The sequence below is a fragment of the Nonomuraea sp. NPDC049758 genome (genome assembly GCF_040674635.1).
Lineage (GTDB): Bacteria > Actinomycetota > Actinomycetes > Streptosporangiales > Streptosporangiaceae > Nonomuraea.
This window is the reverse complement of sequence record NZ_JBFAMZ010000008.1, coordinates 401,764-420,720: the sequence shown is the minus strand read 5'-3', so window position 1 is coordinate 420,720 and position 18,957 is coordinate 401,764. Positions and strand designations below refer to the sequence as shown.

Annotated in this window: 14 protein-coding genes; 7 read left to right on the top strand and 7 right to left on the bottom strand. The window is 73.3% G+C overall.

What is annotated here, in order from left to right:
* Window positions 1-39 precede the first annotated feature (39 nt).
* Complete coding sequence (locus AB0J46_RS23775; protein WP_364335439.1) at window positions 40-1,248, bottom strand: acyl-CoA dehydrogenase family protein; 1,209 nt, start codon at window positions 1,246-1,248, stop codon at window positions 40-42.
* Window positions 1,249-1,422: 174 nt separating this feature from the next.
* On the opposite strand from AB0J46_RS23775, the gene AB0J46_RS23770 reads away from it, so the two are divergent.
* From AB0J46_RS23770 to AB0J46_RS23760, 3 genes are read left to right on the top strand one after another with little or no spacing between them, the layout of a single operon-like run.
* A complete protein-coding gene (locus AB0J46_RS23770) occupies window positions 1,423-2,598 on the top strand; it encodes an acyl-CoA dehydrogenase family protein (RefSeq protein ID WP_364335437.1) in 1,176 nt (391 codons plus the stop codon).
* Window positions 2,599-2,609: 11 nt separating this feature from the next.
* Window positions 2,610-3,011 (top strand): SgcJ/EcaC family oxidoreductase, encoded by a 402-nt coding sequence (locus tag AB0J46_RS23765; RefSeq protein WP_358295174.1) that lies wholly within the window; start codon window positions 2,610-2,612, stop codon window positions 3,009-3,011.
* Between the two features lies 1 nt (window position 3,012).
* A complete protein-coding gene (locus AB0J46_RS23760; RefSeq protein WP_364335463.1) occupies window positions 3,013-4,392 on the top strand; it encodes an FAD-dependent oxidoreductase in 1,380 nt (459 codons plus the stop codon).
* Between the two features lie 61 nt (window positions 4,393-4,453).
* On the opposite strand, the gene AB0J46_RS23755 is transcribed toward AB0J46_RS23760, so the two are convergent.
* A complete protein-coding gene (locus AB0J46_RS23755; RefSeq protein WP_364335436.1) occupies window positions 4,454-5,608 on the bottom strand; it encodes an epoxide hydrolase family protein in 1,155 nt (384 codons plus the stop codon).
* Window positions 5,609-5,650: 42 nt separating this feature from the next.
* Window positions 5,651-7,192 (bottom strand): 4-hydroxyphenylacetate 3-hydroxylase N-terminal domain-containing protein, encoded by a 1,542-nt coding sequence (locus tag AB0J46_RS23750; RefSeq protein ID WP_352359656.1) that lies wholly within the window; start codon window positions 7,190-7,192, stop codon window positions 5,651-5,653.
* A 153-nt stretch (window positions 7,193-7,345) separates the two neighbouring features.
* Between AB0J46_RS23750 and AB0J46_RS23745 the strand changes: the two genes are divergently transcribed.
* Together AB0J46_RS23745 and AB0J46_RS23740 are read left to right on the top strand one after the other, a co-directional pair.
* Window positions 7,346-8,338, top strand: coding sequence for a methyltransferase (locus tag AB0J46_RS23745; RefSeq protein WP_364335435.1), 993 nt, complete (start codon window positions 7,346-7,348; stop codon window positions 8,336-8,338).
* Window positions 8,335-9,546: a cytochrome P450 gene (locus tag AB0J46_RS23740; RefSeq protein ID WP_364335433.1), complete on the top strand. Its 1,212-nt coding sequence runs from the start codon at window positions 8,335-8,337 to the stop codon at window positions 9,544-9,546. The genes AB0J46_RS23745 and AB0J46_RS23740 overlap by 4 nt, the downstream gene beginning before the upstream one ends.
* Window positions 9,547-9,557: 11 nt before the next feature.
* Here AB0J46_RS23740 and AB0J46_RS23735 read toward each other — a convergent pair whose 3' ends face one another.
* Window positions 9,558-10,322, bottom strand: a complete 765-nt coding sequence (locus AB0J46_RS23735; protein ID WP_364335431.1) for a hypothetical protein — start codon at window positions 10,320-10,322, stop codon at window positions 9,558-9,560.
* 300 nt (window positions 10,323-10,622) lie between these two features.
* Here AB0J46_RS23735 and AB0J46_RS23730 point away from each other — a divergent pair, with 300 nt between their 5' ends.
* Window positions 10,623-13,700, top strand: a complete 3,078-nt coding sequence (locus AB0J46_RS23730) for a S8 family serine peptidase (protein WP_364335429.1) — start codon at window positions 10,623-10,625, stop codon at window positions 13,698-13,700.
* Here AB0J46_RS23730 and AB0J46_RS23725 read toward each other — a convergent pair.
* Entirely contained in the window at window positions 13,685-13,813 is a 129-nt protein-coding gene (locus AB0J46_RS23725) for a hypothetical protein (protein ID WP_364335427.1), read from the bottom strand. The two genes, AB0J46_RS23730 and AB0J46_RS23725, sit on opposite strands and share 16 nt — an antisense overlap.
* On the bottom strand, window positions 13,768-14,487 hold the full coding sequence (locus tag AB0J46_RS23720) for an NADP-dependent oxidoreductase (RefSeq protein WP_364335425.1): 720 nt from the start codon (window positions 14,485-14,487) through the stop codon (window positions 13,768-13,770). Before AB0J46_RS23720 ends, AB0J46_RS23725 begins: the two co-directional genes overlap by 46 nt.
* Window positions 14,488-14,714: 227 nt before the next feature.
* On the opposite strand from AB0J46_RS23720, the gene AB0J46_RS23715 reads away from it, so the two are divergent.
* Entirely contained in the window at window positions 14,715-15,005 is a 291-nt protein-coding gene (locus AB0J46_RS23715; protein WP_364335423.1) for a helix-turn-helix domain-containing protein, read from the top strand.
* Here the strand turns inward: AB0J46_RS23715 and AB0J46_RS23710 are convergent.
* Window positions 14,984-18,859, bottom strand: coding sequence for a S8 family serine peptidase (locus AB0J46_RS23710; protein ID WP_364335421.1), 3,876 nt, complete (start codon window positions 18,857-18,859; stop codon window positions 14,984-14,986). The two genes, AB0J46_RS23715 and AB0J46_RS23710, sit on opposite strands and share 22 nt — an antisense overlap.
* Between the last annotated feature and the right edge of the window lie 98 nt (window positions 18,860-18,957).

Here is an 18,957-nt window from a genome sequence, read left to right as displayed (position 1 = left end):
GGGCCCGGTTCACCGGGCCCGCCTTCGCCGTCCGGAGGTTCAGTCCAGGCCGAACCGGGCGCGGGACAGCTCCCGGTTGGCCAGGGCCGCCAGGTAGATCGCGAACCCGGCGTGGCTGTGCGTGGTGGACATGTCCCGCCAGATCCGCTCCATGCGCTGACCGTCCCTGACCGCGCTGGAACCGGCCGTCGGGAACAGGCAGCCCTCCACGGCCCGCCAGGCCAGCCGGGCGACCTCGCGGCTGACGGTGGCCAGGCGCACGTCCCGCTCCCTGGTGAACGCCTCCGGGCCCGCCGCGCAGGTCCGGCTCCACTGCTGGACGGCGTTCGTCATGGCCGCCTCGGCGGCGGCGAGCATGCCGGCGGCCTCGCCGTACCAGGACTGGTAGTCGGGGTCCTCGGCGCGGATGGTGAACGGCGGGAAGATGGTGGTCCTGGTCCGCATCAGCTCCTCGTAGGCGTCCAGGGCGCCCTGGGCCATGCCGAGCACGACGGCCGCGCTGCCGAGCAGCATGACGCTGAGCGGGCCGCCGCCGTACTCGGGGTTGCCGTGCAGGTCCCGGCCCGGGGTGCCGCCGGTGACGACGGCCTGGCTGAGGTGGATCGGCAGCGTGAGGTGGCCGGGGACGCGGCCGCCCTCCATGGCGATGCTGTGCGAGCCGCTGCCCTTCAGGCCGAGCTGGCCGCCCCAGTCGTCCAGCCGGCGCCACTGGTCGCGCGGCGCGACGAACAACATCGGCTGCCCGTCCACGACGACGTGGCCCATGAAGTGGGTGGCGTACGGGGCCCCCGAGCAGTAGCTCCAGGTGCCGTCGAGGAGCCACCCGCCCTCGCCGTCCGGACGGGCGGAGCCGCCGGGCGCGACGGTGGCCGGGCAGACGAAGTCCCCGCAGGCGAACAGCTCGCTCTGGGCCCGCTCGCCGAACAGCGTGGCCACCGCCAGCGTGTGCGCCGCGCCGAAGGAGTACATCCAGCCGGTGGACGGGCAGCCCCGCGCGAGCGTCATCGACACCCGCATGAAGGTCTCCACGCCGAACTCGTAGCCGCCGAAGCGGCGGGGGACCAGGATGCGGTAGAAGCCCGCCCTGGCGAACGCCTCGTGGGTGTCGGGGGCGTAGTAGGTGCGCCGCTCCGTCTCGGCCTGGCGCTCGACCAGGGCGGGCACCATGGCCTCGGCCCTGGCGACGATCTCGTCGGGGGTGAGCCCGGGCTCGGGCGGAGCCATGGGGGCGTGGGTGACGGCTGTCATGCTGCGCGAACCCTTCGTCTCGGGTTTTCCCTCAAGGCTCGCCCGGCGCCGGTGACCTTCGCATCTCCGTGCGTGCCCGGCAATCCCGCACGCCGGAAGATGCGCCCGTCAACCGGCGAATGGGACGTTCAGGGAGCAGTGTCTCGACTGACGTCCCGGGAGGACATGGTGTTGATGACAGGTGCTCCGGCGCGGGAAGACCTCGTCCGCCGCGCGACGGAGGCAGGCCCTGTCCTGCGCAGGAACGCGGCCTGGGCGGAGGAGAACCGCAGGCTGCACGAGGAGACGATCGAGGCGCTGGCCGAGGCCGGCGTCTTCAGGCTGCGGACGCCGCGCCGCTACGGCGGTTTCGAGGCGGACACGCGCACCCTGGTCGAGGTCGCCGCCGAGCTGGGCCGCGCCGACGGCGCCGCGGCGTGGACGGCCTCGGTCTACTGGATCCCGACCTGGATGGCCGCCCACTTCCCCGAGGCCGTCCAGGACGAGGTGTTCGCCACCCCCGACGTGCGCATCTGCGGCACGCTCAGCCCCACGGCGATGGCCGTGCGCGCCGAGGGCGGCATCGTGGTCAACGGCAAGTGGGGCTTCGTCAGCGGCGCCCACCACAGCCACTGGCAGGAGATCGTGGCCGTCGTCGTCGGCCCGGACAGCGAGCCCGAGCCGGTCATGGCGCTGGTGCCGATGAGCGACCTGACCGTCATCGACGACTGGCACACCTCCGGCCTGCGCGGCACCGGCAGCGTCAGCACCGTGGCCCAGGACCTGTTCGTCCCGGCCGCCCGGGTCATGCCACTGGGCGCGATCCTCCAGGGACAGCACGCCGACGGCGCCAACGCCGGCTCCCCGATCTACCGCTCGCCGCTGCTGCCCGTGGCCGCCGCCTCCTCGGTCGGAACCGTGCTCGGCCTGGCCAGGGCCGCCCGCGAGGTCTTCTTCGAACGGCTGCCCGACCGCAAGATCACCTACACCGGGTACGCCAGCCAGAGCGCCGCCCCGCTGACCCACCTCCAGGTCGCCGAGGCCACCTTCAAGATCGACCAGGCCGAGTTCCACGCACACCGCCTGTCCGGCACCGTGGACGCCAAGGACGCGGACTCCGCCCAGTGGACGATCGAGGAGCGCGTACGCGCCCGCGCCGACATGGGCGCCGTCTGCCGCCTGGCCAAGGAGGCCGTCGACATCCTGGCCACCGCCAGCGGCGGCTCCTCCATCTACAGCGACGTGCCCATCCAGCGCATCGCCCGCGACGTGCACGCCGTCAACCAGCACGCCCTCATGCACCCCAACACCAACGCCGAGCTGTACGGGCGGATTCTGTGCGGCCTGGAACCCGACACCCTCTACATCTGAAGGAGATCGCCATGACCACCGTGTCCGCCCCCGACCAGACCCTCGCCGTCGCCGCCCTGCCGCAGCAGATCATCGCCGCCTGGGCCGCCCACGACGCCGAGGCGTTCGCCGCCGTCTTCACCGAGGACGGCTCGATGATCCTGCCCGGCGTGTACCGCAAGGGCCAGGCCGAGATCCGCGCCTTCATGACCCACGCCTTCGCCGGGCCGTACCAGGGCACCCAGGTCACCGGGCAGCCCATCGACCTGCGTTTCCTGGCGGAGGACGTCTGCCTGCTGACCACCGAGGGCGGCGTGCTGGCGGCCGGGGAGAGCGAGGTCGCCCCCGAGCGCGCGGTCCGCGCCTCCTGGCTGGCCGTCCGCCGCGACGGGCAGTGGAAGCTGGCCGCCTACCAGAACAGCCCGCGTGACTGAGATGGCCGCTCACGTCGCACAGCGCGCGGTGGTGCTCGGCGGAGGCATGGCGGGGCTGCTGGCCGCGCGCGTGCTCGCCGAGCACTGCGCCGAGGTCCTGCTGGTGGACCGGGACACGCTGACCGGCGCGGCGGGCCCGCGCCGGGGCGTGCCGCACGGCTGCCACGCCCACGCCCTGCTGGCCCGCGGCCAGCAGATCCTGGACGAGCTGTTCCCCGGCCTCACCCAGCAGATGATCGACGACGGGGTGCCCGCCGGAGACCTGGCCACCAGCCTGCGCTGGTACTTCAACGGCCGCCGGCTGCGCCCGGCCCCCACCGGCCTGATCAGCGTCTCGGCCACCAGGCCCGTCCTGGAGGAGCAGGTCAGGAACCGCGTCTCGGCCCTGCCCAACGTGCGCTTCCTGGAGCGCACCGACATCCTCGGGCCGACCACGACCCCGGCCCGCGACCGGGTCACCGGCGTCCGCGTCCGCGGGACGGACGGCGTCGAGGAGCACCTGGCCTGCGACCTGCTGGTGGACGCGACGGGCCGCGGCTCGCGCACCCCCGCCTGGCTCCAGGAGCTCGGCTTCCCCCGGCCGGACGAGGACCGCGTCAAGATCGGCCTGGCCTACACCACCCGCCACTTCCGCCTGCGCCGCGACCCGTACGGCGAGGACCTGTCGATCAACCCCGTCGCCTCGCCGGCGAACCCGCGCGGCGCGTTCTTCCCCAAGCTGCCCGGCGACATGAGCATGCTCTCCCTCACCGGCATCCTGGGCGACCATCCGCCGGCCGACCTGGAGGGCTTCCTCGCCTTCGCCAAGTCCCTGCCCGTGCCCGACGTCTACGACGCCGTCCGCGACGCCGAACCGCTCGACGAGGGCGTCACCTTCACCTTCCCGGCCAGCGTGCGGCGCCGCTACGAGCGTCTGCCCGCCTTCCCCGACGGCCTGCTGGTGCTGGGCGACGGCGTGTGCAGCTTCAACCCCGTCTACGGCCAGGGCATGACCGTCGCGGCCATGGAGGCGATGATCCTGCGCGAGCACCTCCAGGCGGGCGCGGTGCCGCCCTGGCGGGCGTTCTTCAGGGACATCTCGCGGGTCATCGACGTCCCGTGGGACATCTCCGCCGGCGCCGACCTCGCCTTCCCCGGGGTGGAGGGGCGGCGTACCGCCAAGGTGCGCATCGGCAACGCCTACATGGCGCGCCTGCACGCCGCGGCGGCCCGCGACGGCGCGGTCACGGCCGCGTTCATGCGGGTGGCCGGGCTCGTGGACCCGCCGCAGACGCTCATGCGGCCCGCGCTCATGCTGCGGGTCCTGTGCCAGAGCGGCGGCGGCCCCGCGCCGGCCGCCGCCCCCGAGCAGCGCCCGCAGGTGCCGCTGCTCAAGTCCTGACCCCGTCCGAACGACGAAGGACGCCGGCGGATCCCCGCCGGCGTCCTTCTCGTCGGTACGGCTACCTCAGCGAGCGGGCGAACGCGCGCACGTCGCCCACCAGCAGCTCCGGCTGCTCCATGGCGGCGAAGTGGCCGCCCCGCTCGAACTCGGTCCAGTGGCTGATCGTCGGGACGTCCCGGTCGGCCAGCCGGCGCACCGGCACGAAGATGTCCCTGGGGAAGACCGCCACGCCCACGGGCACGGTGATGGGCGGCGGCCGGTGCCCCTCGGCGGCCATCTTCAGGCCCGCCGCGCCCTCGTAGTAGAAGCGCGCCGACGACCCGGCCGTCGCGGTCAGCCAGTAGATCGACACGTTGGCCAGCATCCGGTCCCGGTCCACGGCGTCCTCGGGCGACTTGTCGGAGTCCGTCCAGTCGTGGAACTTCTCCACGATCCAGGCCAGCTGCCCCACGGGCGAGTCGGTGAGCGCGTACGCCAGCGTCTGCGGGCGGGTGGACTGCAGCTTCATGTAGCCCGACAGCTCCTCGTCGAACCGCGCCAACCCGGCCAGCCGCCCCTGCTCGGCGGGCGTCAGACCGGCCAGCTCGGCCGGATCGCCCGAGGGGAAGGCCATCAGCATGTTGACGTGCGCGCCGATCACGTGCTCGGGGGCCAGCCTGGCCAGCTCCAGCGAGATCACCGCGCCCGCGTCGCCGCCCTGCGCCAGGTAGCGGTCGTAGCCCAGCCGGCGCATCAGCTCGGCCCACGCCAGCGCCACCCGGTACGGATGCCAGCCCGCCTCCCTGGTGTGCCCGGAGAACCCGAACCCCGGGATCGACGGGATGACCAGGTGGAAGGCGTCGGCCGGGTCGCCGCCGTGCGCGCGCGGGTCGGTGAGCGGCCCGATCACGTCCAGGAACTCGGCGACCGAGCCCGGCCAGCCGTGCGTCAGCAGCAGCGGCACGGCCTGCGGCTCCGGCGAGCGCACGTGCAGGAAGTGCACGTCGGCGCCGTCGATCTCGGTCACGAACTGCGGGTGCCGGTTCAGCTCGGCCTCGGCCGCCCGCCAGTCGAAGCCGTGCCGCCAGTGGTCGGCCAGCTCCTTGAGGTAGCCCAGCGGCACGCCGCGCTCCCAGCCGGTGCCGGGCAGCTCGTCCGGCCAGCGGGTGGCGTCGATCCGGCGGTGCAGGTCGGCCAGGTCGGCCTCGGGGATGTCGATGCGGAATGGACGCATGGGTGGGTTCGCCCTTCTCTTGTCAGGGGTGGGTCGAGCGGGTCAGCCGGTGCCGGTGCGCCGCAGCTCCTCGAAGGAGGACAGGTCGGGCACCGTCCAGCCGTCCAGGTCGTACTCGCCGAGGCAGCGGTCGACGAAGGCCGCGTACTCGTCCAGCTGGCCGCCGGCCATCTGCGAGAACAGCAGCTCGACCCGGGTGTTCTCGTGGTTGCCGCCGTAGTTGCGCTCGTAGAGCTCGTGGCGGCCGCCGAACTCCGAGCCGATCGCGTCCCACAGCAGCTTCATCACCTTGACGCGGCCCTCGGCGTCGGTGCCGTCCGAGCCGCGCAGGTATTTGTCCAGGTACGGGCGGATGTCGGGGTTCTTGAAGTCGGCCGCGCCGGAGTTGACGTAGATGAGCCCGCTGGCCACGTCCTGAAGGACGATCTCCTTGATCCGCGGGTAGCCGATCTGCATGAACCAGCGGTAGGCCAGGCCGTACTGCGGGTTGGGCAGCAGCGCGCCGTTGCGCCACTCCACCGGGTTGCGGGCGGCGGCGTCCGACAGCGCCCAGAACAGGTTGCGCCAGGCCAGCACCTCGCCGATCCGGGTCTGCACGCCGCGGAAGTCCTTGGTGCCGGTGATCTCCAGCGCCCTGACCAGCAGCCCGGCGATGAACTCCAGCTTGACCGCCAGCCGGGTGCAGCCGTGGAAGGTGAACCGCTCGGTGAAGCCCGACTGGCCGGTGAACAGCTGCGCCTTGCCGAGGTCGCCGTAGATGAACACGTTCTCCCAGGGGATGAGCACCTTGTCCAGGACGAGGATGCTGTCGTTCTCGTCCAGCCGGGAGGAGAGCGGGTAGTCGAACGGGCCGCCGGTCAGCGCCGCGTTCATGCCGTAGGACGGGCGGCAGATCAGCTTCAGGCCCTGCGCGTCCATCGGCACGGTGGCCACCAGCGCGAACTCGCGCTTCTTGACCGGCAGGCCGTAGTGGGCGATGAAGTTGTAGTGCGTCAGCGCCGAGCCGGTCGCCACCACCTTCGCGCCGCTCACCACGAGCCCCGCGTCGGTCTCCCGCTCGACGTGCACGTAGACGTCGTTGACCTCGTCCGGCGGCCGGTTGCGGTCGACCGGCGGGTGCACGATCGCGTGGTTCCAGAACAGCACCTTCTCCTGCGACTCGCGGTACCAGCGGCGGGCGTTGCCGTCGAAGGGCGCGTAGAAGCCGGCGTTGGCGCCCAGCGTGCCGAGGAAGGAGGCCTTGTAGTCGGGGCTGCGGCCCATCCAGCCGTAGCTCATCCTGGCCCACGTCGCGATGGCCCGCTGGTCGGCGACCAGGTCCTCGACCGTGCGCGGGGTGGTGAAGAAGCGGTGCGTGTAGCCCTCGCCGCCGCTGTCGGTGGGGCAGGTCAGCAGCTCACGGGTGCCGTCGGCGTGGAGGGCGTCGTAGAGCCTGGCGGTCATCCGCACCGGGTTGTGGAACGCCGGATGCTCGGTGACGTCCTTGACGCGGTCACCGTAGAGGTAGATCTCACGATCGTCACGCAGGCTCTCGACGTACTCGCTGCCCGTGAGCGGGCGGGTCTTCGGCGCGGCATCGGGCATCGGACATCTCCCTGGGCAGGCAGCACGGTGCATCCTCAGCGTGGCACCCGCGCGCGCGGCGGCCATCTCGCGATGTGCGCTGTTCCGCCGGCGCGGGCGCGGGCGGCATTCTGGAAGGTGCCCGTGCGCGCGCCCCGATGTGACGATGACCGCGTGACGGAGCATCGCCTGTGGGCGCTGGCCCACCTCGGAACCCCGATGGCGATCCGGGTGGCCGCGACGCTGAGGATCGCCGACCGGCTCGCCAAGGCGCCGGCCACCGGCGCCGAACTCGCCCCCGCCGTGGGCGCCGACCCCGGCGTGCTGGAGCGCCTCATGCGCTACCTGGCCGCCAGGGGAGTGCTCGGCCGCGACGACGACGGCAGGTACACGCTGACCGCCATCGGGGAGGAGCTGCGCGACGACCATCCGGCCGGGATGCGCGCCATGCTGGACATCGAGAGCTGGGAGGGCCGGGCCGAGCTGGCCTTCGCCCACCTGCTGCACAGCGTGCGCACCGGCGAGGCCGCCTTCCCCCGGCAGTTCGGCCGCTCGTTCTGGGCGGACCTGGCCGCCGACCCGGCCCGCGCCGCCGCGTTCGACGCGCGCATGGCCGCCGAGGTCCCCGGCCGGGCCCCCGCCATCGTGGCCGGCTACGACTGGGGGAGCCTCGGCCGGATCGTCGACGTCGGCGGCGGCGACGGATCCCTGCTCATCGCCCTGCTCACCGCCTACCCCGGCCTGCGCGGCACGGTCGTCGACCAGCCCGCCACCGCGCGGGCCGCCGCCGCGGCGCTGGCGGCCGCCGGACTGTCCGGCCGCGGCGAGGCCGTGGGGGGCAGCTTCTTCGACCCGCTGCCGCCCGGCGCCGACGGCTACCTGCTGTCATGGATCCTGCACGACTGGAGCGACGACGACGCCGCCGTCATCCTGGGCCGCTGCGCCGAGGCGGCCGGGCCGGGCGGCTCGGTCTTCGTGGTGGAGGACTTCGGCCCCGACGGCGAGTCGCCGCGTACCGGGATGGACCTGCGCATGCTCGTCTACTACGGCGGCCGCGAGCGCGCCGTCGCCGACCTGCGGGCCCTGGCCGCGCGGTGCGGCCTGGAGGTCGCCTCGGTGCATCCGGCGGGCGCGCTGCGGATCGTCCGGCTGGTGGCCCGCCCGTGACCCCCGCCGAGATCGTCGCCGCCCTGGTCGCCCCCGAGGGCCGCCGCGACCCCTACCCGCTGTACGAGCTGCTGCGCGCCCACGGCCCGGTCGTCCCGGTACGTCCCGGTCTCACGGTCGCCGTCGGGTACGCCGAGATCAACCGCGCGCTGCGCGACAACCGCCTCCGCGTCCAGGACGCCGCCGGGTACGACCACATCTATCCCGCCTGGCGCTCGCACTCCTCGCTGCGCGGTTACACCGACTCCATGCTGTACCGCAACCCGCCCGGCCACACCCAGACCCGGCGCCTGGTCAGCAGCGGCTTCACGCCCGCCCGGGTGGCCGGGATGCAGGAGTCGGTCGAGCGGATGGTCCACCGGCTGCTGGACCGGCTGGCCGACCTCGGCGCCGGCGGCACGCCCGTCGACTACGTCGCCGAGTTCGCCTCCCGGCTGCCGATCGCCGTCATCAGCGCGCTCATCGGCGTGGCCGAGGAGGACCAGAAGTGGTTCCGCCAGGTCGCCTCGGACCTGACGATCGCCCTGGAGGGCATCACCAACGTCGCCAGGCTGTCCATCGCCGACAAGGCCATGGACGAGCTGGCCGGCTACTTCGGCGAGCTGATCGACGACCGCCGCCGCCACCCCGCCGACGACATGCTGACCGCGCTCGTCCGCGCCCACGACGACGGCACCCGGCTCAGCCACGACGAGCTGGTCGGCAACCTCATGCTGCTGCTGACCGCCGGGTTCGAGACGACGAGCTTCCTGCTCGGGCACGGGCTGCGGCTGGCGTTCGAGCACCCGGGCCAGGCCGCGCGGCTGCGCGCGGAGCCGGGGTTCGCCACCGCGTACGTGGAGGAGGTCCTGCGGTTCGAGGCGCCCGTCCAGGCGACCAGCCGGTGGGCCGAGACGGCGACCGACGTCTCCGGCGTCCCGGTGCCGGGCGGGACGAAGGTCGTCCTCATGCTCGCCGCCGGCAACCGGGACCCGCGCCGCTTCCCCGATCCGGCCCGCTTCGATCCGGACCGTCCGGACGTCCAGCCGCTCAGCTTCGGCGCCGGGCCGCACTTCTGCCTGGGGGCGCCGCTGTCGCGCATGGAGGCCCGCATCGCGCTGCCGCTGCTCCTGCGGCGTTTCCCGGCGCTGTCCGCGGCCGAGCCGCCGGACCATCGCGACCGCTGGGTGGGCCGCGGCCTCCACCGCTTCCTCGTCACCACCTCCTGACCAGGCGGCGGTCACGCCCCGGCGCGCATCCGCCGGGCCGCCGCCAAGGAGGTCACCACGAGAACGGTGAGCACGCTCCAGTACAGGAAACCGCTCACCCGGGTCACCGGCAGGTTCTCGGCCAGGTGGACCAGGCCGGGAACCAGGTAGACGGCGGCGGCCAGCGCCCAGCGGCCGTCCCGGGCGGCCAGCGTGGCGGCCAGCACCAGCAGCAGGGCCACCACCTCGACGCCGGCCCGTACGACGCCCCAGACCGTCTCGTACGCCGGCACCTGCGCGAGCTGCAGCGCCCAGCAGACCGGCGGGACGACCAGCCACCACGGCGACCGGACCGGCATCGTCGCGCCCCACCATCGGGCCTGCCCCGACGCGCGGCCCGCCCCGGTCCGCCGGACGGCGAGCGCCACCGACGCGGCCGCGACCACCCAGTAGGGCGCGACCGGCCCGAGGTCGCCGTACAGCGGGCCGACGTCGACCACCGGGCCGTGCAACCATCCCAGGACGATCGGCCAGCTCGTCAGGAGCGCGGCGATCGCCGCGAGAGGAGCCGCGACCCGCGTCCATCCCCGCACGAGCGCCACCACCAGGACGACCCCGACCCCGGTCCACACCTTGAAGACGAGGTAGGGCAGGACGGGCAGCTGCGCGACGGTGACGACCGCCACGGCCAGCGCGCCGAGATGCAGACCGTCGGCCCACCCCGGCACGCCGGCGCGGTAGCCCTCGGGACAGGCGCGCAGAAGACGGCGGTACCGCTTTTCGAGAACGTGGCTCATACGCTCCTCACCCCGTCCGGCCGCAGGACGAAGGCGGCGGCGCACTGCAACCGGACCATCGCCGCCCCCGCGCTGCTCACTGAGAGCCTGCCGCAAATGTCGCACAGGTGGATCGATCCCTCAATGGCAGCCGGTTGGCGACGTGGCTCATAACGCTTCACGGCGGTTCGTCCAAGTAGGGGTGTGGCATTCACAACTTTGCGAACAGGATTAGTGGCCGCCGTACTGGCCGGTTCCTTGGCAGCCGTCACGGCTCAGGAATCCTCCGCTGCCGCGGCCCCGGCAGGAACCGGCCCGGTCGTGGCCGGTAGCGTGACGCTCCTGACCGGGGACAAGGTGACGGTCAGCGGCCGGGGCCACCGGGTGGAGAGCGCCCCTGGACGGCGGGTCCGCTTCTCGACGCAATTTCGCGACGGACACCTCCACGTGATCCCCTCGGACGCGTTCCCGCTGCTCAGCAAGGGGTTGCTCGACGATCGGCTCTTCGACGTGACCCGGCTTCTGGCGTGGAAGTACGGCGACGCCGACACGGACGAGATCCCGCTGATCAGCCAGACCCTGGGGGAGCAGCCGGCCCCGACGCTGAACGGCGCCCGCCTGACCCGCAAGCTCGACGACCTCGGCGTGGCGGCGGTGCGGGTGCCGAAGAGCACCGCCGCGCGGACGTGGCGGGACCTGGTGAGCGGGGCTCGTACGCTGGCCGCGGGGAAGGGCAAGATCTGGCTCGACGGGCGCCGGTCCTTCACGCTGGACCGCAGCACCGCGCAGATCGGCGCGCCCGAGGCGTGGAAGCAGGGGTTCACCGGCCAGGGCGTCACGGTGGCCGTGCTCGACAGCGGCTACGACGCCGGTCATCCCGATCTCAAGGGCGTCGTCACCCAGGAGCGCAACTTCTCCGACGAGCCGGACATGACCGACCGCGTCGGCCACGGCACGCATGTCTCCTCGATCGTCGCCGGAGCAGGGGAGAAGTACCGAGGCGTCGCGCCGGGGGCCCGCATCGCCGTGGGGAAGGTGGGCGGCGTGGACGGCATCTCCGACTCGGCGTTGCTGGCGGGCATGGAGTGGGCCGCCACCGAGGTCCGCGCCAAGGTCGTCAACATGAGCCTCGGCACGGTGGACGAGCCCGGCGACAATCCCGTCGAGCAGGCCGTGAACACCCTGTCGGAACGGACGGGCACGCTCTTCGTGGTGGCGGCCGGCAACGGCGGCGGCGAAGGGTCCGTGTCGAGCCCGTCCACCGCGGACGCCGCGCTCTCCGTGGGCGCCGTCGACCGGTCGGACCGGGTAGCCACGTTCTCCAACCGGGGCCCCAGAACGGGCGATCACGCGATCAAGCCCGAGATCACCGCTCCCGGCGTGGACATCGTCGCCGCCGCGGCCGAGGGCACCGCCGACGGGCCGCACGTGGCGCACAGCGGGACCTCCATGGCCGCGCCGCACGTGAGCGGCGCGGCGGCGATCCTCGCCCAGCGACACCCCGGCTGGACCGGGCAGCAGCTCAAGGCCGCGCTGGTCGACAGCGCCAAGCCCACCGACGGCACCGGCCTCTACGAGCAGGGCGCCGGACGGGTGGACGTGCCCCGCGCCCTGGCGCAGCCGGTGGTCGCCGCTCCCGCCACCGTCTGGGCCGCCTTCCCGTGGCAGCACACCGGCGGCGACCGGGCCACCCGGACGATCACCTACACCAACGACGGGGACGCCCCCGTCACCCTGAACCTCACGGCCGACACCGATGTGCTGAAGCTGCCGCAGGACAAGCTGGAGGTCCCGGCGCACGGGCAGGCGTCCCTCACCCTCACCCTCGACGTCACCGGCAAGCCCGCCGGCGACTACCCGGGCGTGCTCACCGCCACCTCCGGCGACACGATCCTGCGTACGCCGGCGGGCGCGTACGTGGAGCCGGAGTCCCACGACGTCACCGTCACCACGGTCGCCAGGTCGGGCGCTGCGCCCGGCGTGGTGTTCGGAATGGTCTACGACCAGGCGAGCGGTGCGCAGCGGATCCTCAACTTCCGCGACGGGGTGGCGAAGGTACGGCTCCCGAAGGGCGCCTGGAACCTCTACAGCGAGATCTACGACTTCGACCCCGTCGTCCTGACGGTCGGGCACCGGCCGCTCACGGTCGCCGACGACGACCTGGGCGTCACGGTCGACGCGCGCGAGGGCAAGCAGGTCCGGTTCGCCGTGGACGACCCCACCGCCGCGGCCGACCCGTGGTTCGGCCTCTACCTCGCCAACGGTCCATGGCAGTACGGCTGGTACGCCTCCGGTCCGGACCCCAATGAGGGCTACTACGTCATTCCCGTCCGGCAACCCGGGCTGACCTACGAGTCCTGGACCGTCTGGCACAAGAAGGACGCCGCGCCCAGCCCGTACCGTTACGACCTCGTCGACCGCCGCACGGGCGGCATCCCGGACGAACCCACCTATTCCGCGCGGACCAGGGACCTGGTCAAGGCGTCCGAGACGTTCCGGGCCTCGGGCGCGGCCGGCACCGGCACCATGTGGACGGGACCGCTGGACCCGGCCGGCATCGGGGCACTCACCCTGCCCACCAAGGACATCCCGCTGCCCTCCGCCATGACGCACTACCGCAGCCCCGGGCTCGCCTGGTCCTCGGAGTTCCAGACGGGCGGTTCCCGGCAGATCGGCACGAGTCCGGTGCGCGAGCGCGCCTTCTCCGAGGTCTGGAACGCGGCGGTCGCGGGCCCGTCGTTCGCCACGCCCGGCGGCAGCCGTACCGGAGACACGCTCCAGTTCTTCGCGGGCCGGCTCTACACCGACGGCGTCGCGGGGCTGACCGGCATGGACGCCACCGCCACCGGCACCCTGACCCTCTCCCGCGACGGCAGGCAGATCGCCACGAGCGGCATCGCCGGATGCGCGCCGGGCGACAGCGGCCAGTGCGCGCTGTCCGCGACGCTGCCGCAGGACGCCGGCACCTACACCCTCGCCGCGTCCTCGCGCCGGGACACGCCCGTGAACACCCTGTCCACAGGTGTCGACGCCGTCTGGACGTTCCGCTCGGCCCGTACGACGCAGGCCACGGCCCTGCCACTGATGGCGATCAGGTACGCGCCCAAGGGCCTCGACACCGCGAACCGGGCCAGACCCGGGTCGCGAACCCCGTTGTCGATCTGGATCGAACGCAATCCCGGCGCCCGCGGCGCCGCGGTGCGCACGGTTCAGCTGGAGTTCTCCACCGACGACGGCGTCACCTGGCAGCCCGTCAGGACCCGGGCAGCCGACTCCGGCTGGACGGCGACCGTCGCCAACCCGGGCTCGCCGGGGTTCGTCTCCCTGCGCGCGACGGCCAAGGACACCGCCGGTGACGGCGTCACCCAGACGGTGACCCGCGCCTACGCGGTCGGCTGACCGTGCGGGGAGGTCTCCGCCACCTCGACGGCGACCTCCCCGGCGTCGATCAGGCCGGCGATCGTGGTCAGCGCCGCGGCGTCCGGCTCGACCAGGTACGGAGTGACGCGCACGCCGGCCGCCTCGACGGCCCGGGCCAGCTCCGGGGACACACCGGCCGTGAGGGCGACCAGCAGGCCACCGGGACGGCCTTGAGCCAGGGGTGGCGGGCGGCGCGGGCGGTGGCGATCACATGGGCGCCCAGGTGCCGGGCGAACTGGACCGCGAAGTGACCGACCCCGCCGGCGGCGGCCGTGATCAGCACGCGCTCGCCGGCCCGCACGTGGGCGGCGTCGGCCAAAGCCTGCCAGGCGGTCAGCGCCGCCGGCGGCACGGCGGCCGCGTGCGCGTGGTCGAGGGTGGACGGCTTGCGGGCCCACTGGCGGGCCGGTGCGGTCACGTACTCGGCGTAGCCGCCGGCGGCGCGCGGGAACCACGGCATGGCGTACACCTCGTCGCCGGGGGCGAGCGTGGTGACGCCGAAGCCGACCTCTTCGACGACGCCGGAGACGTCCCAGCCCAGGATCAGCGGCAACGCCTGCAGCCCCGCCAGGCCACGCCCCTCGCGGGTCTTCCAGTCCACCGGGTTCCCGCCGGCGGCGTGCACCCGCACGGCGCGCTGTCCGGAGAGCTCGCCGCGGCGCTCGACCGGATAGGGCCGCGGACCCGCATCGTCAGCCTGTGCACCTCGGCCTTCCTGCTCGCGGCGGCCGGTCTGCTGGACGGCCGGCGCGCCACCACGCCTCACCTCCGCCGGCGGAGCGGCCGGCATCGACCTGTGCCTGCACCTGGTCCGGCTGGACCACGGGGCGGCGGTGGCCTCGACCGCCGCCCGGCACTGCGTGGTGGCGCCGTGGCGCGAAGGCGGGCAGGCGCAGTTATCGAGCATCCGGTTCCGCAGGACACCGGCCGTTCCACCTCGGCGACCGGCAATGGGCGCTGGACCGGCTGGCCGAGCCGGTCACGCTGGAGGACATGGCCCGGCACGCGCACATGAGCGTGCGCACCTTCACCCGGCGGTTCCGCGGCGAGGTGGGCAGCAGCCCGCAGAAGTGGCTGGCCCAGCGGCGGCTGGCGCACGCGCGGCTGCTGCTGGAGTCCACCGACCTGAGCGTCGCGCGGATCGCCACCGCCTGCGGTTTCGGCGACCCCGTCGCCCTGCGCAAGCACTTCCACACGTACCTGGGCCTGTCACCACTGGCCTACCGTCGCGCCCACAACGCCCCGGATCCGGCGACGGCTCGTCAGGGTTGTTTCAGTCCGTAGGCCTTGTGGATCGTCTGGTCCACGGTGTTGCCCTCCTGGTCGGTGGCCTGGGCGCGGAGGCCGACGGCGCCGTCGGTCCGGGACAGGGGCGGATGGGTGATGGTGCCGGTGAAGGCGCGGTCCCCGGAGGCCGACATGCGGACGGGCACCCAGTGGGCGCCGCCGTCGAAGGTGGCCGAGAGCCGGAGCGCGGTCAGCTTGGCGTCGGGCTGCCCGAAGGAGCCGTTGTAGCCGGTGACGGTGATGCGGCGGGTGGCCCCGGCCGCGGCCTGGTTGTCCAGGTCGAGGTCCAGGTCGTAGCTGAGGTTGAGCCGGCGTACCGGCGCGCAGGGAGCCAGGACCTGGGTGACGAGCCAGCCCGCGCACAGGCCGTCGGTGAGGTCCTTCATCCCGGATTCGGGGCGCTTGGAGCGGAACGTCCAGGCCGTTTCGACGTCGGTCGCGAACCGCTGTCCCGGCTGCGGGGTGTGGAAGGTGTCGGTGAGCCGGTATTCGCCCTCATCGGGCGGAAGGGTGAAGGTCGGCAACTTGATCGCGACGGGCCCGAGCGCACCGATCTTCTCCTCCAGGGGCACCTCCCGGCCGTCGCGGTAGAGGTGCAGCTCGTCCTTGCCGCCGGCCCACGCCTGGAAATTGGCACTCCAGGTGAAGGGCTCCTGGTGGTTGGGTTCGGGGCCCATGACGGGCACCGCCGACGTGAACAGGTCGCCGGTACGGCACGCGAAACAGGTGGCCGTGCCCGAGTCGATCACGCGGTCGCCGTCGCGCGGGCCGCCGGGGACCCTGGGCTGCATGCCCCACCGCTCGGTCCGGCGTCCCGCCCTGGTGAAGACGTCGAGCGCGACCGTGTTGTAGCCGGTCCTGGACAGGTCGCCCTCGTCGTACCGCATCCTGACCTCGCGCTGCCAGGTCACGTCGGGCGAGACCGGCCCGACGTACTCGGTCACGGTGGTCCGTGCCTGCCAGGCGCCGCCGAGACCCCACGCGGCGAACGGTTCGGAGCCGTTGATCAGCACGGGGGTCCAGCTCATGCGTACGGCGCCGGGGCGGTCGGAGTGGAAGCGGTCGTCGATCTCCTGGAGGTTCTTCCTGGTCACCCGGTAGTCGAGGCCCGCGGGGATGCGGCCGCGCTCGGGGAAGAACAGCGAGTACATGTACGGCGTGGCCGGGCTGCCCTCGACCTTGACGTCCACCGGCTTGCGGGCCAGCGCCCTGCCCTGGTCGGCGGGCAGGCTCATGGTCGGGATCGGGTAGAAGGCCCAGCTTCCGGTCGGGTCGAGGAAGGCCCGTCCCGACGCGCCGTAGCCGAGCACGCCCACCGCGCCGGCGGCCGCCAGGGCCTGCACGCGGTCGAGCCCGTCGCCGGAGCAGGTCGTGTCCGGGCAGAGGTCGCCCAGGTCGAGCAGCGCGAGCTTGCCCCGTACGTCCAGGCCGGACAGGTCGGTGCCGTGGCCCACGTCCACCAGCGAGAGGGTCTGCTTGCCGGTCAGCTTGGGGAGGTCGGGGGTGACGCCCGCGTAGCGGGGGGCGAGCGTGCGTCCGGCGGCCTTCATCGTGACGAGCGGCGCGCCCTGCCAGAACTGGCCGGTGAGGTCGAGGGCCCCCTGCTTGACCGGTTCGGTGGGCAGCATCCAGTAGTGGTGCAGCCCGTACGCCGGGTAGGAGGAGAGGAAGTCGGCCACGACGCCGTTCGCGGTGGTGCGCCGCAGGGCGTAGTGGGACAGGTAGGTCTCGGTCGTGCGGGGGGTGTCCAGGCGGACCTCGCGGGCCTTGCGCAGGTCGAGGGTGACCGTGGTGTCCCGGTCCACCTTGACCTCGGGCGCGGTCGGCAGCGACTGCTGCCACTCGCCGTCCTCACCCCGCCAGGCGGCGATGGTGTTGACGCTGAACGTGCCCGGGTAGACGCTCGCCTCGCCCTCGGCCGTCTGGTAGAAGGAGTCCAGGTCGTCGCGGTCGTCGGTACGCAGGAACAGCCACGGGACGGAGACCGCGTCGGCCGCGCCGTCCGGCATGATCAGTTCGGTCCTGAGCCTGACCCTGCGCGGCTCGACGAACGCGCCCACGGCCGTCCGCACGACCACGTCGCCGCCGGTGGCCGCCACCGCACCCGCGTACCAGGTGGCCGGTCCTGACGGGTCGAAGGCGACGGTCACGTCCGCGGCGCCGTGGGCGGGGACGGTCACCGTGTCGCGGTCCAGCTTGAGCGCCTGCTCGGGGGCGGTGCCGCGGTGCGCCGCGATGCTCGCCCGCAGGGTCAGCGTCACCGGCTGGTCGCCGTCGTTGGTGTAGGTGATCTTCTTGGTGACCGGGCCGCTCTGCGGGGAGGGCAGGAAGCCGAAGTCGAGGTTGCCCGAGCCGCGTACCCGCTGGGTGACCGCTCTGGCCACGTCGATGCGCCCGGCGCCCTGCTGGTAGGCGGTCAGGCCGTCGTCCTTGGCGGTGCCGGTGAGCGCCGCCTTGAGCTGCGGGCCCGTCCAGTCGGGGTGTTGCCCGGCGAGGATGGCCGCCGCGCCCGACACGTGCGGGGTCGCCATCGAGGTGCCGGAGGCGGCGGTGTGGAGTTCGTCCACGGGCGAGCCCATCGACGTCCCCCGCGCGCGGGCCGCGACGATGCCGACGCCGGGCGCGACCACGTCGGGCTTGAGCCCGTAGTCGAACGGGGCCGGGCCTCTGCTGGAGAAGGGGGCCAGTCTCTCCTCACGGTCCACCGCGCCGACCGTCAGCGCCGCCGCCGCGGATCCCGGCGCGTTGACGGTACGGCTGCCGCCGTCATTGCCGGCGGCCACGACGAACAGCGCGCCCGTCTCGGCGCTGAGCGTGTTCACCGCCTGGTTGATGGGGCCGTTCTGGTCCTCGTACTCGCCGCCGATGCTGATCGAGACCACCTTGGCCTGCGCGGCGGCCCACTGCATGCCCGCGATGACCTGCGACGAGGTGCCCGTGCCCGACGAGCTGAGCACCTTGCCCACCAGGAGCGTGGCCTCGGGCGCCACGCCCGTGTACCGGCCGGAGCCGGCGATCGTGGAGGCGACGTGGGTGCCGTGGCCGTGGCCGTCGCGGGCGTCGGGATCGTCGGTGAAGTTGGCCGTCGCCCCGATCCGGCCGGCCAGGTCGGGGTGGTCGGGATCGACGCCGGTGTCGAGCACGGCGACCTTGACGCCCTTGCCCTTGTAGCCGGCGGCCCAGGCCTGCGGCGCGCCGATCTGCGGCACGCTCTTGTCGAGTACGGCCTTCATCTTGCGGTCGAGCCAGATCGCCGTCGGCGTGGTCGCGCGCGCAGAGGGGGACGCGGTGGGGGACGCGGCGGCCGCGGTCCAGAACTCGCGTGCCGCCTTCTTGTCCACCTTGACGGCGGCGCCTCCCACGCTGGCCAGGGCGACGGGCGAGGCGGTGGCCGGGAGCGCGTCGGCCCGTGCCGACAGCGTCGCGGCGGCCTGCTTGGCGGCGCCGTACTGGACGATGACCGGCAGGGTCGGGCGTTCGGCGTCGGTGTAACCGTTGGCGGCCAGGTACGCCACGTCGAACAGGCCCTTGTCCACCTGGCCCGAGGCCACCGGGGCCAGCGCGTCGGAGGGGAAGACGTAGAAGGAGCCGCCCTTGCGCAGGGTCACGAAGGACACCGGCGCTCCTCCGGCGCGCCTGGCCGGTTTCACGTCGGCGCGCGGGGTGCCGTCGGCGGCCTTGCCGTACGTCACCACGTCGCCGGTGATCAGGGTGAGCCGGGTGGCGGCGGGTAAGGCGCCCGGGGCGGGGGCCGGGGTGTCGGCGGACTCGGGTGAAGGGGAGGGCGTGGCCATCCCCATGGACAGGACCAACCCCAACGCGGTCAGCCCGGCGAGCGGGCGGCGAGCCATGGTTCTCCTCGGAGTAGTTCATGATCGAGCACACAAAACCTCCCATTCCGCGCCATATCCGGAAAGATGACCTTTCGTCCTCTTCACGCCGTTGGCGG